Here is a 25,893-nt window from a genome sequence, read left to right as displayed (position 1 = left end):
ACATTGGGTATGACCACGGTTTGATATAGATTTTAACGATAGGGGGTGACTTGTATCATTGTGCAAGTCGACCCCATAAATTATGTCAGCTAATGGCCCAGATAGGTATGGGGAAGCCGATCAGTTATAGGGTGTTCGGTAACCATTACTTTTCAGCCAGCCCAACAAAAACTCAAGTTCATCAGTCTGAAACATGGTGACTCCTTGGTTTACCCAAAAGCCGTAAACTTCACTAGGAAGGTTTGCATAAACTGCCATTTCATCTCCGCGTCCACCTGAGCGCATACCGGCTTGTTCCCTATACGTATAAAGCGTGTTTATCCACATATGAGAATTATATCGATTCGCGAGCTGTTTTGCTTTTTGACTAAACAAGATCCCCCCATCCATAGTAATTTTTCCATCAGGAGCGTGGTAGTTTCTCAGCTGCATAGCAGAAGGGGAATACTCTTGAAGTGAACGTTCTACATCATCCAGATTGACATGGGAATCATAAAGGTTGGGAAGAAAGTTGGCACTTGTTTCACCAATGATATTGAGCATTTGTGAGGCTGATTGGCGTTGTTCAGGCGTATTCTGATTGATAGTAGCCAAAAGTTGATGTTCAACACCTTGCTCTCGAGCCATTTCAATCATCTCAGGAAAGTAATTTACGCCAACTTTGTTATCAAGATTTAATAGAATTTTGCCATCAATCGCTTGATAGATTTGATTTAAGCTGAGAATTTTCTCATTCGTTACAACTCTATTTTTTCCTAAGTTATCCGTGATAACCAAGTTGCATTCTTTTAACTCAGACCAAAGCTTTTCTACGACTTCCCCTGTGCATGTTGTAGTACGGTCAAGCGTTTCATCGTGCATACCGACAAACACTCCATCTTTAGTCATTCGAATATCTTGCTCGATCGCTTCGATGCCTAATTCGATCGCCTTATTTATCGATGTTAAAGAGCCTTCTGCATAGATAGGTGTGCCATCTTTAATCCATAAGCCTCTATGGGCAACAATCATGACGTGATCTCGATGACTGTTGGCATCCTCTAGCCGTTCTAGAATTTTTTCTACATGTGTTGACTGCAAACTAAGCCTTGATGCATTGCAGAAGCTACTGAATATGGATACGAAAATGCTGAGCGACCGCTTGAGTGGCTTTCTCTACATATCTTGGCACATCATAAAATCGAATTGTGATACACCCTCCAGCCAAATCGCACTTGCGTTATCTTTGGCTTTTTCTAGCTTAGCCCATCAGCTTAGCGCGTTAGTGGTACGAATTACGGAAAACTCTGTTTTTTCGCCCCCTTAGCTGTTTTTTTTCAACTAAATTGTAGGTATGTGAAATTTTCTCATTGATTTCCCTATCTTGTTAACCATGGCGCAGCAATAAATGCCATGGATAGTTAGCCAGCCTATGCGAGTAGCGCTGAACATTTGAAGAAGTATGGCTGAGGTTAGAGATGGAGTTAGCAAATCAGATACAGGCATGGTTGTACGCTGGGCATACATCAGTCGCAATGCTGTTTGTTGGCATCATCCTGCTTTCTTACTTACTGGAAGATTTAGCCATCGTGACCGCGGCAACGCTCGCAGTACAAGAGTTAATGCCAATGAGTATGGCGCTAGCGGCTATCTTCGTTGGGATTGCCACAGGAGATCTTGGCCTCTATCTGATGGGAAAAAGTGCGCAACGTGTGCGATTGCTACGATATCGAATTTTCCAATATCAACGTGTCCGTCAAGTGAAGAAGAAACTTCATCAGAGCGCGTTTGTTACCCTGTTTATTGTTCGTTTCATTCCTGGTCTACGCACTGTGGGCTTTACCCTAAGCGGTTTTCTTGATGTGCCTGTGATGCGATTTTTTGTCGCGGTGATTGGTGCAACAGGGCTCTGGACTGCTTTGATTTTTGGTTCCTTCTACCAGTTGGGCAGTGTGGCTTGGCTGAAAGAGAGTCACATTAGCTGGGTGCTGATTCCGGCAGGTCTATGCTTAATGTGGATGCTCAATAAAATTATTACAAAAACGTTTTTAAGAGGCTCTTATGACACAGCTCGCTAATGTCGAAATGATTCCACAAGGCAAGGTCAATGCGGGAATGCCTGTTCTCCATGAACCGAAAAGAGTCATCTCGCCATTTGAATTTTTACCAGCTTGGTTTGTTTATGCCCCTGTGGTTGTCCAAAGTGCAGCATTAAGCCTATATCACAGAGATTGGGCGCTACCGCTGATTGCTAACCCTGCGATCAAACTCAGCGGCATGGTGGGAGAATCGAAACACGACATTTTCAGCGCGGCTGGAGATATTACTCGCCAGTGGATTTTGCCTTTCATTACGTTGGAGAAATCTGACACTAACGAAGAGCAATTGTTTACACAGGCAAAAGCACAACTTAAACAGCAAGGAATTACTTACCCTCTTGTGGCAAAGCCTGATTTGGGTTGCCGAGGAGTTGGGGTCAAGTTGGTGAATGGCGATCAACAACTCAAAGACTATATCGCTCAGTTCCCTTCTCAAGGACGCTTTCTGTTGCAAGTTCGCTCGGACTACAGTGCTGAAGCAGGCATATTCTATGTCAGACAACCGGGAGAGGAGCGAGGCAAGGTTATTTCCATCACTCTTAAATACTCCCCACGTGTGACGGGTGATGGACGCTCTTCACTCAAACAGTTGATTGAACACTGTCCACGTGCAGGCAAACTTCAGCATTTGTATCTGCCTCGTCATAGCGAACATCTCGATGTAGTCATTCCGGAAGGGGACGAGTTTCAGTTGGCATTTGCGGGTAGCCATTCACGTGGTTGTATTTTCCGCGATGGCAATCAATTCATCACGGAGGCTCTCGAGCTAAAGCTGGACGAAGTTCTCGGTGATTTTGATGGCTTTAACTACGGTCGCCTTGATGTGAAATTTAAAGATATCAATGCATTAATGCGTGGTGAAGCGTTCGACATTCTCGAGATTAATGGTGCGAGTAGTGAAGCTGCGCATATTTGGGACAGCGACACATCACTGTCGCATATCTTTAGTACGCTGCTTAAGCAGTACCGTTTGCTTTATCAAATTGGTTCCAAACACAAACAGCAAGGCCATCAGACGCCTTCTCTGGGTGCGCTATTACGGGCGTGGCGAGAAGAAAAATTGCTGACTCAGCTTTATCCCATGACCGATTAATAGCTCTGCGCAGGAAAAATGTTTATGAACAATACTTCGACGCTTTCAGCCATGCTTGCTAAATCTCAGACTTCTCAGGCCGTTGTCGGCTGTATTGAGACGCTCAATCAGGGCTACGAGTTTTTAGAAACGCTGCAACCGGAAGATTATACCTATATCGCCCAGCCTCATGTGAGCAGCTCGATTGGAGAGCACTACCGCCATTGGCTCGACCTATTTCATGCTATTCGTTTGGACCGTGACAAAATTGATTACAACGTTCGCCGCCGCGGTCATAACGTCGAGCGAGATATTAATGTCGCCAAGCAGGAGATAGCTGAGCTGATTGAGTGGCTGTTTGGTTTACCAGCCAATGAACTGAATCAACCCGTTCAGGTTGAAACAGAAGTGATGCTCTCTCAAACGCACGTTGAAGAAGTGACTTCGACCTTTGTCCGCGAAATTACCTTCGCCGCGCTGCACGCTACTCATCACTTTGCGATGGCGAAAGTCGTGGCATCGTTAAGAGGCGTGGCATCAGACAGCCATTTTGGCGTCGCACCAACGACGGCAACTTACCAAAGGGCGCAGTAATCTATGTGTACATTATCTTGGATTTACCATGGCAATAACCACTACGAAGTCTATTTCAATCGCGACGAGCAGCGTTCTCGCCTGCCAGCGCTTGAGCCACAAAGTCTGGTCATTGATGGTGTGCATTGTGTGATGCCGATTGACCCTGTGGGTGGGGGCAGTTGGATTTCCGCCAATGAGCACGGTGTCACGGTTTGCCTACTTAACTTCTACCAAGGGAAAACACCGCAAGGTCCGCTGACCAGCCGGGGCATGATCATTAAACGTCTTGCCAGCAGTTGTTCCAGCCAGACTGTCGATGCTCGATTGTTGGAAATGGGACTCACACATTTTGCACCTTTCACTGTGGTTTCTTTCGATACGCGCAGAACAGCGAATGAAACCGTGTTATGGACTTGGGATGGTGATCAGCTCAGGCGTTCACATGCGTCTGCTCCGATAGTCTCAGCGGCTTTGCACTACGAAGAAGCGAGACAATATCGCCTAAGTCTGTTTAACGAATTGGTGTTGACGACGCCAGATGAAGAGATAGGCCAACGCTTTCATCAGACGTTTGATGAAAGCTATCCCCACCTTTCTCCTCTTATGGAAAGAAATGACGCTCGCACTGTAAGTTTTACCTCAGTTGTCGTGTCTTCTACTAAACAAGAGATGAATTACCAATCAATCGACAACCACCGCAATGTTGATTTTCGAACCACACAAAGTTGTTTGAAGGCCGACGTTGTAGAACAAGGAGTCTTCAAATGAAGCAATTTTTTGCCCTTTTAATCATGCTAGCCAGCTTCCCATCTTGGTCAGCAGATAAAATCTACACCGGAATTTTCAGTAGCAAGGCAGTGAGCGGTTATGACACGGTGGCCTATTTTACCGAAGGCAAACCTGTCAAAGGAGATAGCAAGTGGCAAGTTGAGTATGAGGGCGCTGACTGGTATTTCTCTTCTCAGGAAAATTTAGACAAATTTAAAGCAGACCCTAAAGCTTACGCTCCTCAATATGGCGGTTACTGCGCGTGGGCGATTTCAGCTAAAAACGATTTTGCGTCAGCGGATCCAAAACAATGGGCGATCGTCGACGGTAAGCTTTACTTGAACTATGACGCAGAAGTGAAAAGCTGGTGGGATGACGATCGAGTGGGCCATATCAAACAAGCTGATATCAATTGGCCAACTTTAGTTAACTAACAAGGACTTCCCTCTATGAAATTTTCTCCGATTAAGCATATTCCTTCAGCGTTTATTGCCTTTGTTTTTATTCAATCGTTGTTCTTCAAGTTCTCAGGCTCTTATGAGACGGACCATATCTTTGGCACGCTAGGGGAATGGTCAGGGATTGAATGGTTTGGTGTTTACGGTGGTTACTTAATTGGTTTTTCCGAGCTGATTGCCTCAATCCTGCTGTTTACTCGCTTACACGGTGTTGGTGCGGCAATGAGTGCAGGCATTATGACAGGTGCGATTTTCTTCCACCTATTCACTCCACTAGGCATTGTTATGCCCGAGTTCAACGCTATGGGTGAGATTGTTGGTGACGACGGTGGTTTGCTATTCGGTATGGCATGTATTGTTTGGTCGTGCGGTGTATTCCTCTTCATCCGTGATGTGAAAACGGAAGGAACGTTTACGCATAACTTGCTAGCAAAAGGAGCTTAATATGTTGGATAGTCCTTTCAGATTGCCGCGAAAAACGCCGTTTGGTATTGGTGAGTCAATGGTGGAGTGGGCAACGGGTTTATCAACACTCGACGCACTCTACAAGCAAGATATCTTGCCGGAAGACAGCTTTGAGTTTATGCAAGAAGCGCTCAACCGAATTGGCACCCAGTATGAAGTTGACCATGGTAGTCTGGAAAATATCCCCGCCGAAGGTTCGGTGCTGATTGTTGCTAACCATCCGTTTGGTGGCATTGAAGGGATAATTCTCGCGTCTCTGATTTCTAAGGCGCGAAAGGACGTAAAAGTGCTGGCGAATGAACTGCTAAAACGCATTCCTGAACTGGATGACCTGTTCATTGGAGTGAACGTATTTGGTGGAGAACAAGCCAGACAGACCAACAGAAAAGCGATCAAAGAAGCAAATCAGCACCTCAAAGAGGGTGGGGTGTTGATTATCTTCCCTGCGGGCGAAGTCTCTGCTTGGCAGGCGAATGAAAATAAAATCACCGATAAAGCGTGGAGTAAGTCCGTCGCCAAGTTTGTGAAGCATGCCGAAGCGACAACGGTGCCGGTTTTTATCAATGGCATGAACAGCAAGCTCTTCTATCAAGCGGGACGAATCCACCCTTTGTTGAGAACGGCGCTACTTGGACGTGAACTGCTGAACAAATCAGGGCAGACGATATCCGTCTCCATCGGTAATGCCATCCCATTCTCAGAAATCAAAGGTTTTGAGGATGAAGAAGACATTACCCAGTACTTCCGCCTGAACACGTATTTAATGGGCAGCATGGGAAAGCCACAGACGTCTGCACTGCAGGCGGATGATGCCGAGCCAATCATTGCCCCTGTTGGTGTTGCCACATTGGAGAATGAGTTGTCGCAGATTGAACAATACAAGCTCCTCGAACAAGGTGACTTTGATGTTTACTGCGCTCCAACGGATGTGATTCCACACATGATGGAGGAGATTGGCCGTGTGCGTGAAGAGAGCTTCCGTGAAGTCGGTGAAGGCAGCGGTTTATCGTGCGATATCGACAGATTTGACCCGCACTACCATCAGTTGTTTGTCTGGAACCGTGCAAACCAAGATTTAGTGGGTGCTTATCGCTTAGGTCTTGTGGATGAACTGATCGCTAAAGGTGGGATAGAGCAGCTGTATTCCACCAGCTTGTTCAATTATGACGAAGCGTTTGTTGATACGTTAGGCCAGTCGATTGAGCTTGGGCGTTCTGTTGTGTCGAAACAATACCAACGTAACATGCATTCCTTACTCCTGCTATGGAAAGGCATCGCCAAGTTTGTTGAGCGCCATCCGAAATACACACATTTATTTGGTCCAGTCAGTATCAGCAATGATTACAGCCCGGTCGCGAGGCAGCTGATTGCATCGGTAATGTCTGTCCATTATTACGATGAAGAGAAGGCAAAGCTTGTATCGCCAACCACACCACTAGAGAAAAGTGGTCAGGAATTCTGGCGTCCGGACATGCTGAGTTCATTGGCTGATTTACCGTTGCTCTCTAAAGTGCTGAGTCGCCTTGAGCAAGGCATGGGGCTACCTGTGTTATTGAGACAATACCTCGGAATGAACGGTAAGCTGGTTTGCTTTAATGTTGACCCTGCCTTTAACTTTGCGCTGGATGGCTTGATTGTCGTCGACCTGACTTCGGTACCAGTCAGAACATTAGGTAAATATATGGGGCGGGAGGCCGCTGCTGCATACCAGGAGACTCATTCTGCGCCAGTTAGCAACAAACCATCAGCTCAAGTCCTCCGATAGGGGGAATGAAAACAATGAGAGTAAAGGCATGAGGATCTGGATTGGATTGTGGTTAGCGCTGATATCTATCGATGTGGCAGCAGAACAACAGAGTGAAAAGGATAGTGCTTTTATTGACGTTAATGTGACGCTGGAGTTGGAAGGGATAGAGAAGTCCATCGATCAAACTCGTGCATCGTTGGATAATATTGCTGGCGCTCTCGATGGTATTGCGCACAGTGATAATCTGACTGAACAACAAAAGCAGACGTTGAGTGAGACTATTTCCAACCTCAATCAGCTGGTCTCCATCTCCAGAGAGTCTGTTGCTAGCTTCCCTGCCGCCATTCAGCACTCGCAACAAGTGGTGAGTGAAAAGAGTCAGCGATTTTTCGACGATTTGCAGTTGAAGATCGTGTTGATCGTCGCTTTAGTTGGTGTCATCTTGATCGCTATCATTGGTGCTGTGTACTGGTTATTGCTAAGACCACTTCAGAATACGGTATTCAGTGCAACACACAATGTGTCTCAGATGGCCAAAGCCCTTAAGGTGACCGCAGAGGCAGTTGAACGCTGTTCCAAGAGGCAAGAAGAAATCACGCAGCAACTCGCAGAACTATCGGAGAAAGAAGAAGCCCAAGAACGACGGTGATGGGCTTTAAATTGATGCGCTTTAAAGCAGCTTGTCTTTAATGACCTGAAGGACGCCATTCTCTCGATTACTTGGTGCGCGGAATCGAGCGGTCTGCTTGATGGTGTTGTGAGCATTCTCCATTGCGTAGGAGTGGTAGCTCTCTTTGAGCATTTCTAAGTCATTTAGGTAGTCGCCAAAGCTCATGGTTTGTTCATGACTAAAGCCAAGCGTTTGTTGGAGATGTTTAATGGCTGCGCCTTTTGAAGCCTCTGCATTCATCACATCCAGCCAGATCTTAGCACTCACCACCACTTGATGACTGTCACCAAAGTGCTCGTTCATGGTAGGGAACACGAGCTGTTCGGTTCCATCGAAGTGGCAAATGGCGATTTTAATGAACTCTTCTTCAACGCTGAGTAGATCTTCAACGTACTCGCAACGGTGGTAATACTTGGCAAACTCTTCCAACGCGCGAGGATCTTGCGTTTCGATGTAAGCCGAGTTTTTACCGCAAAGCACAATGTGTGTTCCACTAATTGCTCTTGCCTGCTGAATGATGGCTTCAATGGCACTGCCATCAATACTGCAGCTGTAAAGCTCTTTACCTTGGTGCATGACCAGCGTGCCATTTTCAGCGACAAACATCATACGATCTTTAATTGGAGAGAAAGTCTCCATCAGGCTGTAATACTGACGCCCCGATGCCGCTGCAAAAATGATCTGTTTCTGTTCAAGCTGTTCGTATAGTTCGAAGAACTCAGGATTTAACTGGCTGTTTTCATCCAGCAGAGTGCCGTCCATATCGGCAGCGACGAATTTGATATCTGAAAGCGACATGTTTGTTTACCTAAAAATGCAGAAAGCGAAAGGCTCAAAAAGCGCTCAAGCAAATATCAGGTAAAGTACAGGAAAATGTGACGATCTCAAGCAGAAATGCAGGGCAGGAGCCAGTCAGATTGTGGCCTGAGGTAGTCAGGCCACACCGTTGGAGAGTATTGACGCTGTGAAATGAAGAGAAGTCGCACGCTTAACCTTGTGATAGAGTTGACGTGAGTGGGGTTACGTATCATTTGAGTCAATGTATTGGTTGCTTATGTATTTAATAAGTCGTTACACAACCCGACATTTTAACGCTTTACATCTTGCGCTAAGCAATGAACACTTCCACCAAAGTAAATAACAGCGACATAATAGAGTTAGTAGGAAATTATGAGCAACACGACGACGAAAAAGTCGAACCCATTATTTGAGATCCTTTTTAACGTATTCATCCCTTCATTCATATTGATGAAGTTTAGTGGTGAAGAGCACCTAGGTACGGCAATGGCGCTTGTGGTCGCTTTGCTCTTCCCTATTGGTTACGGCGGTATGGATCTTATCCGTAATAAGAAGTTCAACTTCATTTCCGCACTTGGTTTTGTCAGTGTGTTACTGACTGGCGGTATCGGTCTGTTGGAGCTTGATACGCGTTGGTTGGCCCTAAAAGAAGCACTGATCCCTGGCCTGATCGGCTTAGCGGTATTAGGTTCTACTTTTACTCGTTACCCACTAATGCAGAAGATGCTCTTGAACGACACGGTTTTAAACCTATCTTTGATCACCAAACGCCTTGAAGAAAACGGTAAATCTCAAGAATTTGAGCGATGCCTGATGTCATCAAACTATCTATTCGCCAGTACCTTTGCGTTTTCTTCTGCGATGAACTATTTCCTCGCAACTTGGATTGTCACCAGCCCTGCGGGCACGCCTGAATTTAACGAAGAGCTGGGCAAGCTCACTTTGTACAGCTATCCAGCCATTGCGATTCCAAGCATGTTGATGATGTTCGGTATTTTCTATTACCTATGGCGTCAAATCAGAGCTATGACGTCCTTAGAGACAGAGCAAATATTCCATACCAAATAAGTATATAGAATCCGCCTGACTTGATTACAACTCAGGCGGACGAACATCTGCTAAAGGAGTAATATTCTTTATTCTTTCAAGCACCTGCATTTCTTCTTTTTCGATCCCCTCTCAATTTTCTAGAGCTTACTTGAAGCATGCTCATTGAGCAGAACAATTCGTAATTAAGTTATTTTAACCTGTTAACTAACTGAGCCCTTTTCATTCGTTTCTGCGTGATATTTGCCGCATAACAATATAAATCCTAACGTTTGGTCTGATATTGCTATCAAGAACTGCTAACTTATTTTTAGAAGATTATTTTATAAATAAGTAAACACTTCACTCCTATAAAACGTGAAATAGATAATGAACTGAAAGGTAAAATTATGTTTAGGATTAATAAGATAGCGACCTCATTGGCGTGTGTGCTTCTAAGTGGGCACTTATTTGCAGCAGAGCCGTATGATGCGACTAAAACCTATTCTGGTGGAACGCAAGTAACGGTGGATGGGCAAATTTATGAGGCCAAATGGTGGGTTAATGCAGGGCAGAGCCCAACTGATGACTATGCTAATGAGTGGGACTCACCATGGAAGTTGATTAGTGATACAACCCCAGAGCCTGACCCAACGCCAGAACCTGATCCCACACCGGATCCAGAACCAACACCGGAGCCGACGCCAGATCCGACACCGGGGCCCGTTGATGGCTTATGTTCAGAGTTCAATATCTATCCTGACTGGACGCAAGGTGACCACGCAAATGGTGGTGATGTCATGGTTAAAGACAACATTGCTTATGAAGCAAACTGGTGGACATCGTCAATTCCCGGAAGTGATGGCAGTTGGTCTCATCACCTAAATTGTGACAATACGCCTCCTGGTACTGCACCATTACTGTCTTTGCCAAACCCTATGGATCCAGTAAGGCTTGAAGTGAATGGTTGGCCGAGCCATTTTGTGGTGACCAGCCCCGCAACACTGAATGCACCTTCTACATTAGTTGTCGATACAATCAATAGTCAAAACTTGTCGGACATCACTAAGTTAACCAACGCGTTTGTTTCACTTATCCAAGATGTTGAGGTTGCAGGCACAACGTCAATCATCATCAACAGCGATGTGTTGGATGTGGCAACAGTAGATAAAGGAAAGGGTCTGGGTGTGATTGCTGTTAAGCAGGCTTTAACGTCAGCGGTTGACACGACGGGCAGTCAAATCGACATCAATGACATTAATGCGCTTACCGATGACGCTCAAGGCTGGGCGCAAGCGTACAACCTTGTTATCTCTACATTGGCGCCACAAGCCACCTTCGGTTGGGGACTCAACATTGGAGACTTTGCTTACGACACTCATTCGGGTCGCAGGGCGGTTTGGAATGCAGCGTCTGGTGCGACATCAGATTTACTATCTAGCTTTGAACTGTACAAAGCGGATTCGTTGACAAAAGCAGACTTTGTTGCATTCACTAAATCCAGCTCATCCCCTTCATTATCAGACAACCAATGGCATTACGCGTTGGAGTATGTCAAGCAAGTCACGGATTATCTACAAACACCGGCTTTGCTCTCTTCTCTCCCCACATCACAGGCTTCAGCTTATTTCCTCGGCAACACTGCAGGAGAAAGCCATATTCGCAAAGCGGCTCACAGTAATATTTTTGCTATTTCTTTTGATTCTGCTTCTGCTGATCTTAGCGCTAAAATTGCTCGTTACCAGAATGCACCTGTCCCGCTTTATTATGTTGGTGAAAGTGTCACCAGCGGGCCTCTAACGCGAATTGAGTCACTCAATAACGAGTTAGCCAGTGCAGAAACGGCAATGAATAACCAAGCTTTCCTATTTGAAACACCTCAGTCTCAATGGATTCCGTCGACTGTGTATAAATGGGCAGACTTCTTGGCTGGGCTTAACTCAATGCACAACGTTGGTGTTGCGGGTAATACTTTCTGGCTGCTGGATGATGCAGCGGATGATGCTACCAATACGATCTACGCTAAAGTCGCCATTGCCGCTTTCTTATCACAAAGTATGCAGGAGACGATTCGTTATAATGCTTGTGATGAAAACAACTGGTCTGAAGTTCGATACGGTGCTCCCGTCGACTACCCAATGACTGCAAGTTGTGGTCAACTTGGTCAGAAGTATGCGGATTATGGTATGGATCCAGTGACTGGGCAGGATCATCCTTATTCTTGTCCTCGTGACCCTAAAATGGAAGTCAGTGCATTAACGAATGCTAAGTGGTACGGTGCTCCAGCGCCTATCTTTGCAGCGCCAGATTCTGTATTGGAAGAACAAGGTCTGTTGGTCAATGGTAATGTCGGTCGATGGACAAACAACGGTCATTGTAATGAGGTTCCTAGCGTTGTTGATACCTCTAAACAGGTTTGGGAACGTGATGAATGTAAAGTCTACGCTGAGCAAAAAGCGGGTAAGTTTATCTGGGATGGTTCAGATACTAACGGCACAGTCCAAGGCTGTGGTTGGTGGGGCCGTGGTGTTATTCAAACGACGGGGCGTCAGAACTTTGGTACGTTGAATCACTTCATGGGCCGCTCACATGTTGACCCTGATACTATTGGCACCACTGTCAATGGTGTAACCGTTGAAGCGCCTCCAGCGAATCCTCTCTATGCGGATCTAGACTTCTGTTCTAACCCTGGGCTGATTTGTAGCTCTGAGGAAAACCGCGAGATCAAATGGATTGCAGGCTTGTTTTACTGGGTAACATCAGTGCAGGCATACAATGATGAAGGTGGCCCTTACGCTGACTGGAACTACTACACAGAACTGAAAAAATACGTTGATGGAGGCTTAAAAGGTACTGAGTTTATTGATGCGGTATCCGGCATCGTTAACAGAGGTTGTCCAGACCATACTTGTCCGGTCAGTGGCGAAGTACATGCAGTGAAAGAGCGTCAAGATAACTTCAAGCTGGTTCTGCAAACACTTGGTTTAAACCCCCAGTAATGACAAGGCACGACTCGTTGCACATTGTCTAATACAACAAGGCTCCTTGAGTGACTTGCTTCAATAGGTAACCTTTAAAGGAGATGAACATCAAAGCCGCCTTCGAAGAGGGCGGCTTTGTATATTAGGTTTAGGCTAAGTTTCTTGGCACTGGTTTCAAGGCCGTCATTGCTACCCCAAACAGAACCACAGCCAACAATGCCATACCCATTGGTCCTTCAGTGTAGGCAAAGCCAGCGACACCAGACCACATGGCCACACCTAAGTGCATCATGGTCATTGCTAGCGACATCAATACACCGCGATGCTGAGTAGACAGCTCTGCTATATAGCCTTGTAAAGCGGGAGAGCCTATGCCACCTGCCAGTGCCCATAAGGCCAGCGGAAATAACAGAACGTATAGGCTTTGTGTTGGCAGCAGATAAAACCATACACTGACGATCACGCAAACTCCTAAGGCGATTCTCATGAGTTGGCGTCCGTTTCCTAGGCGCTTAGCCAGTTTAGGCATGAGTAAGTTTCCTATCACGCTGATGCAACCCAAAATCGTATACAAACTGCCAATGACCCATATCGAAACTCCCTGCGTATCTTTTAGGTGTTGACCAATCAAGTTAAATAGCCCAATACCACCGCCTAAGCCGAAACACATGGCAAGTAGTGCCCCAGCAGCCCCAGGTATCTGCCAGACCTTGCCAACGTGATGGGCATTTTTAGCTTCTATCGCTTGCTGGCTAGGTATTTGCCTCTGCATGGATATATAGGCCAATGCTGCTGCAACAAACCATGCGCAGAAACCGAGCAGTAAAAACGCGGCTCGCCAAGATAATACTTCAGCTAAAACAGCACCCAGGGCTGGGCTGGATATCATTCCCAGTGTCAGACCAGATTGCACCCAAGCAATTTGTTTCATCGCGTCCTCACCGCTGGAGTCAGCTGCTAACGCAAAAGCAAGTGGTAACATGCCAGCACTTGCCAGCCCAGTGGCTATTCGCGTTATCAGCCCTGCTTCAAAGTTGTCCACAAGGCCAGTGGCAATAGACGCCAAACCAAATAGTAGGCAGGCTGGAATCATGATCTTAAGTCGCCCATAACGATCGGAATATGCCCCTAGATAGGGAGCAATCGATGCAAGTGCAAGGCTATAGGCTGTGATGTATAAAGTGACGCGCTCAGGAGCGACACCGAGATCTTTTCCTATTGGAGTCAGAATTGGCCCTAGCATCAGCTCATCTGCACCAACTAAAAATGCAATAAAAAACAATAGAATTTTCATTTTTATTCCTTAAGTTAACGCAGAGTCAGTGACTGTGCATCGTTTGGATATTGATCACTTTATCTGGCCATCCGGCGACAAACTCTCGTTCATGAGACACTAAAATCAACGTGCCTTTGTAATCTATTAGTGCTTGTTGCAAAGCCTGTTTCACACTGGCATCTAGGTGTGTGGTGGGCTCATCCAGCACCAATAGATTTGTTGGCTGTAAAGCTAAGCGGCACAGCTTCACTTTGGTTTGCTCCCCTCCACTGAGTGAGTGAATTGGCTGTAATGTCAGTTTTCCAGATAGGCCAAATCGAGCTAAGTGCTGTCGTGCTGCTTTGTCATCTAAGCCATGGCAGGCTGATCTGACTAAACTTACCGGCGTTGCCTGCGGGTCGTACCAATGCAACTCTTGCTCGAAATAGCCCAGTTTCACCCCTTGTGATATGTCAATATTCCCAGCAATAGGCGTAATCTCGCTGACCAGTGTTTTGATCAGCGTGGATTTGCCAATACCGTTAAAACCAGCAATGACCACCTTTTCTCCCTGCAAAATATTGAAATCCATTTTAGGTAGTAACGGCTTGCTATAACCAATTTCCAGATCTGTGGCAGCTAAGACTTGATGTACACTGTGCGAAGTTGACTGGAATCTTATTGAGACAGACTTCTTCTGCTCCGGAGCGCTCAGCCGAGTCATTTTGGCCAACTGCTTTTTCCGACCATTGGCAATGCTCGCATTCACTCCAGCGCCATTTTTGGCGATAAACCGCTCCAGCTTGTCGATATGTTTTTTTTGTGCGAGATATTGCTTTGTATGAGCTGCGTCATCATTGGCTTTTTGTTCCATGGCTTTGTCGACGTTACCGCGATATTTGCGAATTTGCTGATGATCAATATCGCAAATCCCTGTCGTGATCCGGTTCAGAAAGGCTCGGTCATGCGATACCACCATAAATGCACCATCGAAGCTGCTCAGGAACTCGGCCAACCAGTCAACGTGAATGGTATCGAGGTAGTTGGTTGGTTCATCGAGCAACAATACATCAGGTGAAATCAGCAGCAGAGAAGCCAGCATTACTTTGTGTCGTTGCCCACCACTTAACTCTCCTAGCGGAGTTTCCATCCCAAACTGAATAATGCCAAGCCCGTCGGCAACCGCATCAATCCGATTGTTTATGGTATAAAATGCTTGGCTTTCCAGAGATGCCTGAATTTCGGCGGCTCGGGCTAGAGAGCTCTTCTGCATACATTTCTCAGGGCATGCGTAGATCGCCATCATCTCGGATTCAAGGTTGAATAAATCGGCAAATGCAGTGTGCAGGTAGTCACGAACAGTCATAGCTGATCTCATTACAGCATGCTGATCTAAATAGCCTATTCGCACAGCCGGCTGCCACGTGATGTCACCGCCATCAGGTAATAAGTCCGACTGCAACAGTTTCAATAGTGTGCTCTTACCGACACCATTTTTCCCGGTTACCCCGATATGTTCGCCCGGAAAAAGCGTAAAACTGGCATTCTGGTAGAGTATTTTTTCGCCAATGTGATACGTAAGATTTTGAATTGTAAGTATACTCATGGTTTTATATCCATAAAAAAACGGGGTCGGTATTGTTCATACCGACCCCGTCACAAGAATTTGCTTCAAGAAATAATGCTTCTGAATCTCAGAAACAATAAGGGCCGGCGATGAAGGTCATCGTCGGCCCGCTCTCTACTTTTTAATCAGATACACCTGCAGCTCCTGAAAAAAAACAGGAACGTCATAGTCGGTAATATCTGATGAAGATTTAAAAGAGTTTCAGCTCCGAGCAACACTTCATCGTGTTAATGCGCGGAGCTCACTCGTCTGACAAAATTCTTGAATAGGATATAAAGCATAGTAGAGAAGTCAAAATTCGTTATCCGGCGGAAGATACCCAAATGTAGATTAGGTGTCAATCCTTCACTCAATGATGATATACACTCGCTCTATTCGTTCCCTATAAATGGAGAACATGAAGTTACCAGATAACCAATGGTTTGTGGCTAGATAACGATAATCTCAACCACCGGATATTTAAGATAACAGCTCTTTTCTGACCAGCTCAGCGCCTGCACTTAGGGCTGTAAGTTTACCGCGTGCGACTTCGCGAGGTAATGGAGCCATACCGCAGTTGGTGCAAGGGTAGAGCTTGTCTGCATCAACGTATTTGAGTGCCTCTCTCAGTGTTTCTGCGACCTGTTCAGGCGTTTCAATACTATCCGTCGCAACGTCAATCGCGCCTACCATTACTTTCTTGCCTCGAATCAATTCTAATAACTCAATCGGTACACGAGAGTTATGGCACTCCAGTGAAATAATATCAATATTGGACTGTTGCAGTTTAGGGAAGATTTCCTCATATTGCCTCCATTCATTCCCTAAAGTTTTTTTCCAATCTGTATTGGCTTTGATGCCATAACCGTAGCAAATGTGAACGGCTGTTTCGCATTTAAGTCCTTCGATAGCACGTTCTAAGCAAGCGATGCCCCAATCGTTGACATCATCAAAGAAAACATTAAATGCGGGCTCATCAAATTGGATGATATCGACACCTGCAGCTTCAAGTTCTTTCGCTTCTTGATTGAGGATTTTGGCAAACTCCCAAGCGAGTTTTTCGCGACTTTTGTAATGATCGTCATACAGAGTATCGATCATGGTCATTGGGCCTGGTAACGCCCATTTGATGGGTTGATCTGTTTGCTGACGTAAAAATTTAGCGTCTTCGACAAAGACAGACTTTTGGCGGCTGACTGGGCCGACAACCGTTGGAACGCTGGCCTCGTAGCGGTTGCGAATTGTTACGGTTTTACGGTTTTCGAAATCAACACCACTCAAGTGCTCGATGAAGGTTGTCACAAAGTGTTGGCGAGTTTGTTCGCCGTCACTAACAATATCCACACCCGCATCTTGTTGCTCTTGCAACGACAATCGTAGCGCGTCTTGCTTGCCATCGGTAAGTTCGTCACCTTGTAGTTTCCAAGGTGACCAAAGCTTTTCCGGTTCTGCCAACCAAGAAGGTTTGGGTAGGCTGCCTGCTGTAGAAGTTGGTAATAGTGTTTTCATAGTAAGCCTTTCTTTATTCTTATCAGTTGTTACGCGTAATTTGCAGACCATTGCTCAAGCACAGCTTGATATGGCTTGATGAAGTGTTCTTGAGCAAATTTTCCCTGCTCAATTGCTAAGCGGCTGCGCTCTTCACGGTCATAGACAATCTGTGTTAGTGAATGGTCACTATTTTTTAAACTTGGTTGATAAGCTTTACCGGCTACGGCATTGGCATTGTAAATCTCTGGGCGATAGATTTTCTGGAAAGTTTCCATCGTACTGATGGTACTGATCAACTCCAAGTTGGTGTAATCATTCAACAGGTCGCCAAAGAAATAGAAGGCGAAAGGAGCCACACTGTTCGGCGGCATGAAATAACGCACTTGTAGCCCCATTTTCTGGAAATATAGCTCTGTTAGGGACGATTCATTTGGCTCATATTCGTAGCCAAATACAGGGTGCTGATTGTCGGTGCGATGATAAGTCTTATTGTCAGAAACACTTAAGCAAATCACAGGGAGCTTTGTGAAATTCTGCTTGTATATATCTGAATTAACAAAGTGCTTAAACAACTTGCCATGAAGTTCACCAAAGTTTTCTGGGATGCTGAACTTCGGTTTGTCTTTATTATGGTCAAGGAGAAGAACACTAAAATCATAATCTCGAACGTAGGAAGAGAAGTTATTCCCCACAATGCCTTCGATGCGTTCCTCTGTTTTGTGGTCGACAATATACGTTTTGAGTACTTCAATCGAAGGGAAGCTTTCGCCGTTAGCTTCAATATCCATATCCACAGAAACGATTTCAAGTTCAACTGAGTAACGGTCGCCATTTGGGTTATCCCAATGAGCCAGTGCATTAAAATTATTGTCAATCATCTTCAATGCATTGCGTAAATTCTCTTGGCGACTTTCACCTCTTGCCAAATTAGCAAAGTTAGTTGTTATGCGTGTGCTATCAGATGGTCGGTAATTTTCATCGAGGCTAAGGCTCTTGATAGTAAAGGTGAAGTCTGTATTCATGGTGATCGTTATCCTATTTCCTTAGATGAAAGCTGAAGTCATTTCTTACTCTTTGCATTGCTGAATGCTCTAGACAGCTATTTATTCATTTTTTAATTCTGTCTGGGTATAAGAGTAGATTCCTTTATAACTTTGTTCTGGACTTGAATAACAATGGTATTACTTCAAATTCATTGTGAAAGAAATTCATGTTCCCTTGTCTTTCTGGGTCATCGAACGTCCACTCCATTTCAAACCCTGTAATCATGCTCTCTTGACCTTCAATATGAGTTTTAAGATCCAGCCAAGAGTTTGGGTGTGCTTGAAGCAAGGTTGAAACCTAAGGTCAGAAAACAACTATTGGTAAATTTAATTGTTATGTTATAACGTTTCTTTTTTGGTTTTGTACAACACAGGAGAGAGATAATGAATGTGGTTTTAGCCGAGCCCATTGTAGCGGGTGATGCAGTTCAGACGATTGGTGGATCTCATGCTCGCTTAGATAGACAGCCAATTGTGTTAAGTGATATCTATCAAGAGGGGGTCAATATAGCGGTCTGGCAACGACGTTTCGATGAAGACTTTACCAACTTGATCAGTCAATATATCGCTGCGAATCCAACCATTAGTAAGTCTTTAACTGTCTCCCCTTCAAATGCATTTGAGACTCTTGACTGTGCGACTAATGGGCAAGCACCGGAATCCTTGTTGAAAGACATGGCTCAGCTTGTTGATATGTTCTGCTATTTATTTGATTTGGAAGAGGTAGGAGTGCGATTTGCAACATTAAGTACTGCGATGTGCCCGCGATTCCATGTTGACCAAGTGCCATGTCGCCTTGTGACTACCTATCACGGTGCAGCAACTGAGTGGCTACCTAACTCTGCTTTAGATCGTTCAAAACTGGGCCGTGGCAGTAATGGTCAACCTGACTCTCTTTCTGGTTTGTATCAACACGAATCCGATGTACAGCAACTGCATTGTGGTGATGTTGCCTTGCTTAAAGGTGGTCGCTGGGAAGGTAATGAAGAGACAGCGTTAGTTCACCGTTCACCTGCCATTCACCCTGAACAGCGTCGCTTTATAATGACACTCGACTTTGGCTAGATAACGAGATTAGACAAGTAACCCAAGGGGCGAAGAACGCCCCATTTAGGCTGTGTAACTGGGTAACTGGCCAATTAGAATACGCCATTTGAGTTTTGGATATCCCCTCCGCTAATCAGTGAGTAGACCCTCATTGAAAAATCCAGAGCTTGGATTGAGTCCCAATGTTCGACGATTCTGCCATCTTCAAGTCGCCAAGTATCAATAATATTCATACCTTTCTCATCATTACCTCTATCTTCTTTGTTGAGTGTGGCATGAGAGTGGAAAATGACATAATTGCCATCCACATAGATATGTTTTACGTCATAGGTATAGTCAGGGTATTCCTCAACAAACTCACGTAAGAAATCGACTAAGCCGGTGACTTTATCCGGAAGGTTGCGGTTATGCTGAACATAAGTGCTGTCGTTGTAGTGCTCAAGAACATAATCAAAATTATGATTGTTCATTAAGTTTTGCACAAAATCAGTAATCAGTTCGGCATTTGCACGTTCTTGCTCTGTCCAATTTGGCTTTTGCAAGCTCGTTATATCAATCGTTATTTTATCTGATGAATGTGCATAACTTATTGTACTTATTAGTAAAATAATAATAGATGTCATTGCTTTTAACATGGGGACTCCTGATGTTGATGTCTTATTTTGGTATACATTGATTATTATGGTAATTAATAGTAACCTGCATGACAATAAGGTACTAAAAGCTACGCTAGGCACATTTTGGTAACCTATGAAGTATTCTGAAAAGACAAGGAGTGAGAAATTGTCAGCTCAAGCTAAACCAGAAAGAAGAGTTTTCTACAACAATCAAGAGTGTGCTGTTCGTAACGTTGTGTCCCAAATTGGCGACAAATGGTCACTACTCATCCTGTTTGCTCTGGTAGATGGGGCGGATAGGTTCAACTCTTTGAAATCTAGGATAGAAGGCATATCTCAAAGAATGTTGACTCAAACTTTGAGAGATTTAGAGCGTGAAGGCTACGTCAATAGAACCGTCTATCCTGAAGTGCCAGTAAAGGTAGAATATTGTTTAACGGATATGGGGCGAGAACTGGTGAAGCCTCTATATCAATTAGTCTGTTGGGCAGATGATCACAGGCAGGAGATAGAGTGTGCTCGTCAAGCTTATGATGAGAGAGCAAATAAGCGTTAGTGTGTTGCATTGCTCTGCTATCAATCTCGCTGAGCAGCCCCTTTCTATATGTGGGCGATGTTAGGTAAACTTTTCGTTAGGAGGATATCTGTCTAGGAGGGCGATATCTTCCACTGTGGTGAGTTTAACGTAATGGATTGCTCAAGGTTGGTCTATTTAGTGTTAATCGCCGAACTGGGTTAAAACTCATATAATTCAATTGGTTATATTATTTATATGCCTCTCTTTATCAGCTAACGTTTTGGTTTTTCAACGTCCAAAGCGATTATTTTATTATTTCGCCCTCTAAGTAAGTTTTATCCTCTATTATCGACTGGCTTATGAAGAGTCAATCGTATTTCATTTTTCTATTATTAATTTTTTATTAATTTTTAATGTTTTAAGTCTAATCTTGATGAAAAACTTCATCGTGCTCATTTTTATTTTCATACATAATCCTACTCTTTCTTTGGTTACTTATCATTTTTAATGTTTAAAATTCGAAACATTAGATTTCTAATCTATTTTCTGGTCGTGCTCTTATTTTATTGTGTGATTTTGGTCACATAAATTAAGTTTTTGAGGCTGTTTTCTTGCTTTGTTCGCTATTTGATGCACGATAATAAGCAGTGAAATTGTTTAGAGTACAAAGTAAATGCATATTCCTATGATCGCAGTGGCTCCTTGGGTTGCTTTTCCTGAGATTGACGAAGAGTGCCAGCACTTCGGATCATTCAGTGTACCTAGCGCTGAAGATGGTCATGATATTTTCAAGCTTATTGCCCAGTGTCCGCCATTGGATACCAATTCTTCTTATTGCAACTTTTTGCAATCTACCCACTTTCGCCAAACTTGCCTTTTAGCACGCTACAAAGGTGAGATCTCAGGTTTTGTTTCTGGCTATCGCAAGCCGGAAGAGCCCAGCACATTGTTCATTTGGCAGGTGGCTGTTGCGCCTAATTTTCGCGGAAAGGGCCTAGCGCTAAGAATGATCGATGCCCTTTTAGCGAGAGATGCTCTACAAAATATTACGGCAATTGAAACGACCATTACCCAAGATAATGGCTCTTCTTGGGCACTGTTCAAGAAGGTCGATGCTCGGAATGGCCTTCAGGGAAGCATTTCAACATTTCTCGACCAAAACACACATTTTAAAGGGGAGCACGATACTGAATATTTGTATCGAATTCCGCTCAAAAACACTCAAACCACAGGATAGATAAACGGTCTAATCATGGATATTTTTGATAAACAAGAATCACAAGTACGTTCTTACTGCAACAGCTTTCCGGTCGTTTTTACCAAAGCAAAAGGGTGCTGGCTGGAGACGCAATCCGGTGAAAAATACCTAGATTTTCTTGCTGGTGCAGGGTCACTCAACTACGGTCACAACAACCCGATATTTAAACAAGCTTTGCTTGACTATATTGAAGCTGATGGAATTACACATGGGCTTGATATGCACTCAACGGCCAAGTCAGATTTTCTTAATGCATTGAAGCAGAATATATTTGAGCCACGAGGCCTTAACTACAAAGTCCAATTTACGGGTCCTACAGGCACTAATGCTGTTGAGGCTGCTCTTAAACTAGCGAGAAAGGCAAAAGGAAGGAGCTCAATTGTTGCGTTTACTAATGGTTTTCACGGTTGTACGTCTGGTGCGTTAGCAGCAACTGGTAATCAGCATCATCGTCAGGGGGCGGGAGTCAGTTTAAACAATGTCACGCGTATCCCTTTTGAAGGCTATGCGGATATCGATGGCTTAAAATTGTTTGAAACGATGTTAAATGATAACTCTTCTGGTCTTGATAAACCTGCCGCAGCACTTGTAGAAACCGTTCAAGGCGAGGGGGGGCTCAACGCAGCTTCTGACAAATGGTTACAGCGCCTGAGCAAAATCTGCTCGCAGCACGATATTTTATTAATCGTCGATGATATCCAAGCGGGATGTGGACGTACCGGCACCTTCTTTAGTTTTGAATCCGCAGGTATTAAGCCAGATATGGTCACGCTATCAAAGTCCATTGGTGGTTATGGCCTACCAATGGCTATTGTACTGATGAAGCCTGAATTAGATGTTTGGAAACCAGGGGAACATAACGGAACTTTCCGTGGTAATAATCATGCCTTTGTTACCGCAACCGTTGCTCTCAAGGCTTATTGGTCGGATAGCGAACCATTTGAAAAGCATATTGAAAGTTGCTCTGCCCTCGTGTCAGAGGTTATTGACTCCACTCTAGCTCGTTACCCTAGCATGTTTGTTAAACAGAAGGGGCGAGGAATGATGATTGGTATTGAGTGTAGCAATGGTCAATTAGCCAGCGATATCGTCAAGACCTGTTTTGATAATGGATTAGTGATTGAAACCGCTGGGCCTGACGACGAAGTGGTGAAATTTTTCTCCCCACTCACCATCACGGAGTCTGAACTCAAACAAGGGCTAGATATTTTTGAGCGTTCTGTTGAGTTTGTTATCCAGCAACAATTTAAGAAAGCATCGTAATTAGGGAGAAAAAGATGATTGTTCGTACACTTGAAGAATGTCGAGATAGTGAGCGCAGAGTAGCTTCAGAGACATGGGAAAGCGTCCGTATGTTGTTAAAAGATGACAACATGGGGTTTTCTTTTCACATCACAACGATTTTTGAAAATACAGAAACGCATATCCACTATCAGAACCATTTAGAATCGGTGTATTGCATGAGCGGCGAAGGAGAGATTGAAGTCGTTGGTGGTAAAACTTATGCAATAAAGCCCGGCACTCTTTACATCTTAGATCAACACGATGAGCACTATCTTCGTGCCTATGAGGGAAAAGAGATGGTGATGGCATGTGTATTCAACCCTCCTATTACAGGTAAAGAGACTCATGATGAAAATGGCGTATACCCTCTCATCGATTAGAAGCTCTAATAGCTAGGCTTGTGGGCCTAGCTATTACCCACTCCTCCAGTTTAAAAAGGCCCTAACATGACCTATACCGTAGAGAAAATCGGCGGTACTTCAATGACCGCGTTTGATGCTGTTTTAGATAATATTTTGATTAAGAAAAGCGAAGAGGAAATGTACAACCGTGTATTTGTTGTTTCCGCTTACGCAGGTATCACTGATGCTTTACTCGAATGCAAAAAAACCAGCAAAGCAGGTGTGTACCAATTGATTGCTAAGAGAGACGATGCTTGGCAACAAGCTCTTGATGGTGTTGAACAAAGAATGTTACTCACCAATGAGAATATTTTTGCTGATCCAATGAATCGCTTACGCTCAGATAAGTTCATTCGTTCTCGGATTTCGGAAGCTAAGATATGTATTTCTAACATACTGGAAACGTGCCAATACGGTCAGTTTTCACTTCGTCATTACCTCCCTCAAATTCGTGAGTTTCTTTCTTCAATCGGTGAAGCCCACAGTGCCTACAATACGGCACTCAAGCTGAAAAACATGGGGGCGAATGCAAAGTTTGTTGACTTATCAGGTTGGGATACACAGGCTCCCATTAGTTTGGATGAAAGTATTCTTGAAGCATTTTCAGACATTGATGTCACTCAGGAGCTGCCTATCGTCACGGGTTATGCGTCTTGCAAAGAAGGCTTGATGTCTACCTATGATCGTGGCTACAGCGAAATGACGTTTAGCCGAATTGCGTCATTAACTGGAGCAGATCTTGCGGTTATTCATAAAGAATACCACCTAAGCTCAGCTGATCCTCGTGTTGTTGGCTCAGATAAAGTGCTCCCACTAGGGGAAACAAACTATGATGTGGCTGATCAACTTGCGAACTTGGGTATGGAAGCTATTCATCCCAATGCTGCCGCTGGTCTTCGCGAAAGTGGTATAGAGCTTCAAATTAAGAATACATTTGAGCCTCACCACCCGGGCACTCTGATCTCTGGTGTTTTCCGTCCAACCATGGATAAAGTCGAAATTATTGCAGGTAAAGAGAAAGTTTTTGCTTTACACCTTTTCGATCAAACCATGGTGGGATGCGTTGATAATGTCAGCTATGACTTAATGCAGATCATTACAGATGCTCGTGTGAGATTGGTAGGTAAAGAGATGAATGCGAACTCAATGACTTATTATCTGACGGGTAGCACAGATGCATTGAATACCGTGTTATACAAGACAGAGAAACGTTTCCCAGATGCCAATATTAAAGGTCGAATGGTGGCCTTGATATCAACTATTGGCTCCCAGTTTGATACAAATGAAGCATTAACGAAAGGGCTGTTGGCGTTGATGGAAAAAGGCATAACCCCGATTGCTGTCCACTCATCGATGAGAAATGTGAATGTACAATTCGTTGTTAATGATGATGAATACCATACCTCTATATGTGCTTTGCACTCTGTATTCTTTGAGCCGAGCTCTATTAAGAAAGCGCTAATTGCCTAGTGAGTGTCCTCTTATTTGACATTAAATATGGGGATGATGTGTTGAAGCCGCGCAAAGCGGCTTTTCTATCTTGATAGCATAGTTAGGCAATATGCGTCATGCGGTTGATCGTGAATGTTTCTACCGCGCCGTCAACAGCTGCGACGTAGTCAGCGATATGTGAGCTGGCGAGATGAGTATCTAGCGCGGCTTCAGAAGCCCAGTTTTCATGGAAAACGAAATGCGCTGGGTTGTCGTTGTCTTGATGCAAATCGTAGTTGATGCAGCCATTTTCAGCGCGTGTTTTGTCGATCAGTTTGATCAGTTCAGCTTTAACCAATTCAATCTGGCCTTCTTTGGCAATGATATTGGCGATAATCGTTAACTTGCTCATTTGCTTACCTTTTTGTCAATTTCTGATGCTTTACAGTGTCGTGATGACGTCTTCTAGAGGCAGGCGCGCTTTTGGCAGACCGTGGTTATAATCCTCACCGTCTTTGTGATAACCCAGTGCTAGCGCAAAGTCACATACAAAGCCTTCCAGTTCTTGTTTGAACTCTTCACCGATCAGCTCTGGGTCTACCCCTTCCATAGGTGTCGAAGCGATGCCCATGCGCGCCAACGTGTGTAGCGTATTACCTAGTGCGATATAGGTTTGAGCTTTTGTCCAATTACCGTTGAAACCTGTCTCATCTGTGTTGAGTTCCGCAAAGCCGAACGCACCGTTTAACATGTCATTGTATCGCTCTGCTGGTAGGTGGCCTGAGGTCACTTCTGCATCGACCACTTTTTTGTAGTTGTCTTTGGTAAAGCGAGGGTTGTGAGCAAACAAAATCGTATGAGACGCTTCTTTGGCATGCGGTTGGTTGAACTGGTGCATGTTGGCAAACGTGTTGTGGAAACGTTGTTTTGCTTCGTCACTCTCAAGAACGATGAACTTCCAAGGTTGTGAGTTGATAGAAGAAGCAGATAAACGAATCGCTTCTTTAATGACTTCCATATCTTCAGCAGAGATACGCTTACTTGCGTCGTATTTTTTGGCTGTGTAACGAGTGTTTAGATCTTTGATGATTGGGTGAGTCATGTTGGCTCCTAGTTGAATTTAGATAATTGCATTAGGTCTCACGAACCGCTCGGACGATGTTGAACCCTTATTTCAAGTAAACGAACAAGCTCAAAAACTCGAAGACTTCGATATGAACAATGTCGATGGGCGTAGATTAACGACATTGAAGAAGGGGAGAAATAGCGAAAACTTCCAATCATTATGGAAATAAGTGTCCATA

At 44.5% G+C, this 25,893-nt stretch carries 26 protein-coding genes; 16 read left to right on the top strand and 10 right to left on the bottom strand.

All coding sequences use genetic code 11. From position 1 onward, the window contains the following. Nucleotides 1–120: 120 nt before the first annotated feature. On the bottom strand, nucleotides 121–1,080 hold the full coding sequence (locus tag L1D15_RS06020; RefSeq protein ID WP_239875000.1) for a glycerophosphodiester phosphodiesterase family protein: 960 nt from the start codon (nucleotides 1,078–1,080) through the stop codon (nucleotides 121–123). Between the two features lie 377 nt (nucleotides 1,081–1,457). Between L1D15_RS06020 and L1D15_RS06015 the strand changes: the two genes are divergently transcribed. The 8 genes from L1D15_RS06015 to L1D15_RS05980 are packed head-to-tail and all read left to right on the top strand — an operon-like array spanning nucleotide 1,458 to nucleotide 7,813. Beyond that, nucleotides 1,458–2,057 (top strand): VTT domain-containing protein, encoded by a 600-nt coding sequence (locus tag L1D15_RS06015; RefSeq protein ID WP_239874999.1) that lies wholly within the window; start codon nucleotides 1,458–1,460, stop codon nucleotides 2,055–2,057. After that, the gene (locus tag L1D15_RS06010; protein WP_239874998.1) at nucleotides 2,041–3,171 is read left to right on the top strand and encodes a D-alanine--D-alanine ligase; all 1,131 of its coding nucleotides are present in this window, start codon (nucleotides 2,041–2,043) and stop codon (nucleotides 3,169–3,171) included. The genes L1D15_RS06015 and L1D15_RS06010 overlap by 17 nt, the downstream gene beginning before the upstream one ends. Nucleotides 3,172–3,222: 51 nt before the next feature. Next, entirely contained in the window at nucleotides 3,223–3,744 is a 522-nt protein-coding gene (locus L1D15_RS06005; RefSeq protein WP_029236169.1) for a hypothetical protein, read from the top strand. A 3-nt stretch (nucleotides 3,745–3,747) separates the two neighbouring features. Beyond that, complete coding sequence (locus tag L1D15_RS06000) at nucleotides 3,748–4,494, top strand: NRDE family protein (protein WP_239874997.1); 747 nt, start codon at nucleotides 3,748–3,750, stop codon at nucleotides 4,492–4,494. Then, nucleotides 4,491–4,928: a YHS domain-containing (seleno)protein gene (locus L1D15_RS05995; protein ID WP_239874996.1), complete on the top strand. Its 438-nt coding sequence runs from the start codon at nucleotides 4,491–4,493 to the stop codon at nucleotides 4,926–4,928. Before L1D15_RS06000 ends, L1D15_RS05995 begins: the two co-directional genes overlap by 4 nt. 15 nt (nucleotides 4,929–4,943) lie before the next feature. After that, complete coding sequence (locus tag L1D15_RS05990; protein WP_006961775.1) at nucleotides 4,944–5,396, top strand: hypothetical protein; 453 nt, start codon at nucleotides 4,944–4,946, stop codon at nucleotides 5,394–5,396. 1 nt (nucleotide 5,397) lies between these two features. After that, nucleotides 5,398–7,182, top strand: coding sequence for a GNAT family N-acyltransferase (locus L1D15_RS05985; RefSeq protein WP_239874995.1), 1,785 nt, complete (start codon nucleotides 5,398–5,400; stop codon nucleotides 7,180–7,182). 28 nt (nucleotides 7,183–7,210) lie between these two features. After that, nucleotides 7,211–7,813, top strand: a complete 603-nt coding sequence (locus L1D15_RS05980; protein WP_239874994.1) for a hypothetical protein — start codon at nucleotides 7,211–7,213, stop codon at nucleotides 7,811–7,813. A gap of 21 nt (nucleotides 7,814–7,834) precedes the next feature. Here L1D15_RS05980 and L1D15_RS05975 read toward each other — a convergent pair whose 3' ends face one another. Further along, a complete protein-coding gene (locus tag L1D15_RS05975; protein ID WP_239874993.1) occupies nucleotides 7,835–8,632 on the bottom strand; it encodes a Cof-type HAD-IIB family hydrolase in 798 nt (265 codons plus the stop codon). Between the two features lie 372 nt (nucleotides 8,633–9,004). Between L1D15_RS05975 and L1D15_RS05970 the strand changes: the two genes are divergently transcribed. Next, nucleotides 9,005–9,700 (top strand): VC0807 family protein, encoded by a 696-nt coding sequence (locus L1D15_RS05970; RefSeq protein WP_239835821.1) that lies wholly within the window; start codon nucleotides 9,005–9,007, stop codon nucleotides 9,698–9,700. Between the two features lie 368 nt (nucleotides 9,701–10,068). Further along, on the top strand, nucleotides 10,069–12,657 hold the full coding sequence (locus tag L1D15_RS05965) for a cellulose-binding domain-containing protein (protein WP_239874992.1): 2,589 nt from the start codon (nucleotides 10,069–10,071) through the stop codon (nucleotides 12,655–12,657). Between the two features lie 130 nt (nucleotides 12,658–12,787). On the opposite strand, the gene L1D15_RS05960 is transcribed toward L1D15_RS05965, so the two are convergent. The 5 genes from L1D15_RS05960 to L1D15_RS05940 all read right to left on the bottom strand — a co-directional run bounded on the left by L1D15_RS05960 (nucleotide 12,788) and on the right by L1D15_RS05940 (nucleotide 18,323). Then, nucleotides 12,788–13,933, bottom strand: a complete 1,146-nt coding sequence (locus tag L1D15_RS05960; RefSeq protein WP_275658287.1) for an MFS transporter — start codon at nucleotides 13,931–13,933, stop codon at nucleotides 12,788–12,790. 25 nt (nucleotides 13,934–13,958) lie between these two features. Then, nucleotides 13,959–15,500 carry an ABC-F family ATP-binding cassette domain-containing protein gene (locus tag L1D15_RS05955; RefSeq protein WP_239874991.1) on the bottom strand — a complete coding sequence of 514 codons (1,542 nt, stop codon included), beginning with the start codon at nucleotides 15,498–15,500 and terminating at the stop codon, nucleotides 13,959–13,961. A 480-nt stretch (nucleotides 15,501–15,980) separates the two neighbouring features. Beyond that, entirely contained in the window at nucleotides 15,981–17,009 is a 1,029-nt protein-coding gene (locus tag L1D15_RS05950; RefSeq protein WP_239863549.1) for a methionine synthase, read from the bottom strand. A gap of 29 nt (nucleotides 17,010–17,038) precedes the next feature. Further along, the gene (locus L1D15_RS05945; protein ID WP_239874990.1) at nucleotides 17,039–18,013 is read right to left on the bottom strand and encodes a DUF1852 domain-containing protein; all 975 of its coding nucleotides are present in this window, start codon (nucleotides 18,011–18,013) and stop codon (nucleotides 17,039–17,041) included. Nucleotides 18,014–18,137: 124 nt separating this feature from the next. Next, nucleotides 18,138–18,323, bottom strand: coding sequence for a DUF1007 family protein (locus L1D15_RS05940; protein ID WP_239874989.1), 186 nt, complete (start codon nucleotides 18,321–18,323; stop codon nucleotides 18,138–18,140). Nucleotides 18,324–18,418: 95 nt separating this feature from the next. Here L1D15_RS05940 and L1D15_RS05935 point away from each other — a divergent pair, with 95 nt between their 5' ends. Then, complete coding sequence (locus L1D15_RS05935) at nucleotides 18,419–19,099, top strand: DUF1826 domain-containing protein (RefSeq protein WP_239874988.1); 681 nt, start codon at nucleotides 18,419–18,421, stop codon at nucleotides 19,097–19,099. Between the two features lie 74 nt (nucleotides 19,100–19,173). Here L1D15_RS05935 and L1D15_RS05930 read toward each other — a convergent pair whose 3' ends face one another. Further along, a complete protein-coding gene (locus L1D15_RS05930; RefSeq protein ID WP_239874987.1) occupies nucleotides 19,174–19,716 on the bottom strand; it encodes a nuclear transport factor 2 family protein in 543 nt (180 codons plus the stop codon). Nucleotides 19,717–19,864: 148 nt separating this feature from the next. Between L1D15_RS05930 and L1D15_RS05925 the strand changes: the two genes are divergently transcribed. The 5 genes from L1D15_RS05925 to L1D15_RS05905 all read left to right on the top strand — a co-directional run bounded on the left by L1D15_RS05925 (nucleotide 19,865) and on the right by L1D15_RS05905 (nucleotide 24,628). Further along, nucleotides 19,865–20,254, top strand: coding sequence for a helix-turn-helix domain-containing protein (locus tag L1D15_RS05925; RefSeq protein ID WP_239835833.1), 390 nt, complete (start codon nucleotides 19,865–19,867; stop codon nucleotides 20,252–20,254). A 646-nt stretch (nucleotides 20,255–20,900) separates the two neighbouring features. Next, nucleotides 20,901–21,452, top strand: a complete 552-nt coding sequence (gene ectA / locus L1D15_RS05920) for a diaminobutyrate acetyltransferase (protein ID WP_239865314.1) — start codon at nucleotides 20,901–20,903, stop codon at nucleotides 21,450–21,452. Nucleotides 21,453–21,467: 15 nt separating this feature from the next. Then, nucleotides 21,468–22,736: a diaminobutyrate--2-oxoglutarate transaminase gene (gene ectB / locus L1D15_RS05915; protein WP_239874986.1), complete on the top strand. Its 1,269-nt coding sequence runs from the start codon at nucleotides 21,468–21,470 to the stop codon at nucleotides 22,734–22,736. A gap of 14 nt (nucleotides 22,737–22,750) precedes the next feature. Beyond that, nucleotides 22,751–23,137, top strand: a complete 387-nt coding sequence (locus tag L1D15_RS05910) for an ectoine synthase (protein WP_239835838.1) — start codon at nucleotides 22,751–22,753, stop codon at nucleotides 23,135–23,137. A gap of 66 nt (nucleotides 23,138–23,203) precedes the next feature. Next, nucleotides 23,204–24,628, top strand: coding sequence for an aspartate kinase (locus L1D15_RS05905; protein ID WP_239874985.1), 1,425 nt, complete (start codon nucleotides 23,204–23,206; stop codon nucleotides 24,626–24,628). Nucleotides 24,629–24,710: 82 nt separating this feature from the next. On the opposite strand, the gene L1D15_RS05900 is transcribed toward L1D15_RS05905, so the two are convergent. Continuing rightward, entirely contained in the window at nucleotides 24,711–25,001 is a 291-nt protein-coding gene (locus tag L1D15_RS05900) for a putative quinol monooxygenase (RefSeq protein WP_239874984.1), read from the bottom strand. Between the two features lie 30 nt (nucleotides 25,002–25,031). Then, a complete protein-coding gene (locus L1D15_RS05895) occupies nucleotides 25,032–25,691 on the bottom strand; it encodes a nitroreductase family protein (protein WP_095571113.1) in 660 nt (219 codons plus the stop codon). Nucleotides 25,692–25,893 lie beyond the last annotated feature (202 nt).

The sequence above is a fragment of the Vibrio sp. Isolate25 genome, assembly GCF_022398025.1.
Taxonomy (GTDB): Bacteria; Pseudomonadota; Gammaproteobacteria; order Enterobacterales; family Vibrionaceae; genus Vibrio; species Vibrio coralliilyticus_A.
The sequence above is the reverse complement of the archived record's forward strand: the minus strand, read 5'-3'. Positions and strand labels throughout refer to the sequence as shown.

What these genes read in the sequence shown, in the direction of transcription:
- L1D15_RS05935 (WP_239874988.1), top strand. Translation starts at nt 18,419, where the DNA reads ATGAATGTGGTTTTAGCCGAGCCCATTGTAGCGGGTGATGCAGTTCAG.
- L1D15_RS05965 (WP_239874992.1), top strand. Translation starts at nt 10,069, where the DNA reads ATGTTTAGGATTAATAAGATAGCGACCTCATTGGCGTGTGTGCTTCTA.
- L1D15_RS06005 (WP_029236169.1), top strand. Translation starts at nt 3,223, where the DNA reads ATGCTTGCTAAATCTCAGACTTCTCAGGCCGTTGTCGGCTGTATTGAG.
- L1D15_RS05955 (WP_239874991.1), bottom strand. Translation starts at nt 15,500, where the DNA reads ATGAGTATACTTACAATTCAAAATCTTACGTATCACATTGGCGAAAAA.
- L1D15_RS05960 (WP_275658287.1), bottom strand. Translation starts at nt 13,933, where the DNA reads ATGAAAATTCTATTGTTTTTTATTGCATTTTTAGTTGGTGCAGATGAG.
- ectB (WP_239874986.1), top strand. Translation starts at nt 21,468, where the DNA reads ATGGATATTTTTGATAAACAAGAATCACAAGTACGTTCTTACTGCAAC.
- L1D15_RS05950 (WP_239863549.1), bottom strand. Translation starts at nt 17,009, where the DNA reads ATGAAAACACTATTACCAACTTCTACAGCAGGCAGCCTACCCAAACCT.
- L1D15_RS05930 (WP_239874987.1), bottom strand. Translation starts at nt 19,716, where the DNA reads ATGTTAAAAGCAATGACATCTATTATTATTTTACTAATAAGTACAATA.
- L1D15_RS05945 (WP_239874990.1), bottom strand. Translation starts at nt 18,013, where the DNA reads ATGAATACAGACTTCACCTTTACTATCAAGAGCCTTAGCCTCGATGAA.
- L1D15_RS05975 (WP_239874993.1), bottom strand. Translation starts at nt 8,632, where the DNA reads ATGTCGCTTTCAGATATCAAATTCGTCGCTGCCGATATGGACGGCACT.
- L1D15_RS06010 (WP_239874998.1), top strand. Translation starts at nt 2,041, where the DNA reads ATGACACAGCTCGCTAATGTCGAAATGATTCCACAAGGCAAGGTCAAT.
- ectA (WP_239865314.1), top strand. Translation starts at nt 20,901, where the DNA reads ATGATCGCAGTGGCTCCTTGGGTTGCTTTTCCTGAGATTGACGAAGAG.
- L1D15_RS06000 (WP_239874997.1), top strand. Translation starts at nt 3,748, where the DNA reads ATGTGTACATTATCTTGGATTTACCATGGCAATAACCACTACGAAGTC.
- L1D15_RS05905 (WP_239874985.1), top strand. Translation starts at nt 23,204, where the DNA reads ATGACCTATACCGTAGAGAAAATCGGCGGTACTTCAATGACCGCGTTT.
- L1D15_RS05910 (WP_239835838.1), top strand. Translation starts at nt 22,751, where the DNA reads ATGATTGTTCGTACACTTGAAGAATGTCGAGATAGTGAGCGCAGAGTA.
- L1D15_RS05995 (WP_239874996.1), top strand. Translation starts at nt 4,491, where the DNA reads ATGAAGCAATTTTTTGCCCTTTTAATCATGCTAGCCAGCTTCCCATCT.
- L1D15_RS05900 (WP_239874984.1), bottom strand. Translation starts at nt 25,001, where the DNA reads ATGAGCAAGTTAACGATTATCGCCAATATCATTGCCAAAGAAGGCCAG.
- L1D15_RS05970 (WP_239835821.1), top strand. Translation starts at nt 9,005, where the DNA reads ATGAGCAACACGACGACGAAAAAGTCGAACCCATTATTTGAGATCCTT.
- L1D15_RS05895 (WP_095571113.1), bottom strand. Translation starts at nt 25,691, where the DNA reads ATGACTCACCCAATCATCAAAGATCTAAACACTCGTTACACAGCCAAA.
- L1D15_RS05980 (WP_239874994.1), top strand. Translation starts at nt 7,211, where the DNA reads ATGAGGATCTGGATTGGATTGTGGTTAGCGCTGATATCTATCGATGTG.
- L1D15_RS06015 (WP_239874999.1), top strand. Translation starts at nt 1,458, where the DNA reads ATGGAGTTAGCAAATCAGATACAGGCATGGTTGTACGCTGGGCATACA.
- L1D15_RS05990 (WP_006961775.1), top strand. Translation starts at nt 4,944, where the DNA reads ATGAAATTTTCTCCGATTAAGCATATTCCTTCAGCGTTTATTGCCTTT.
- L1D15_RS05985 (WP_239874995.1), top strand. Translation starts at nt 5,398, where the DNA reads ATGTTGGATAGTCCTTTCAGATTGCCGCGAAAAACGCCGTTTGGTATT.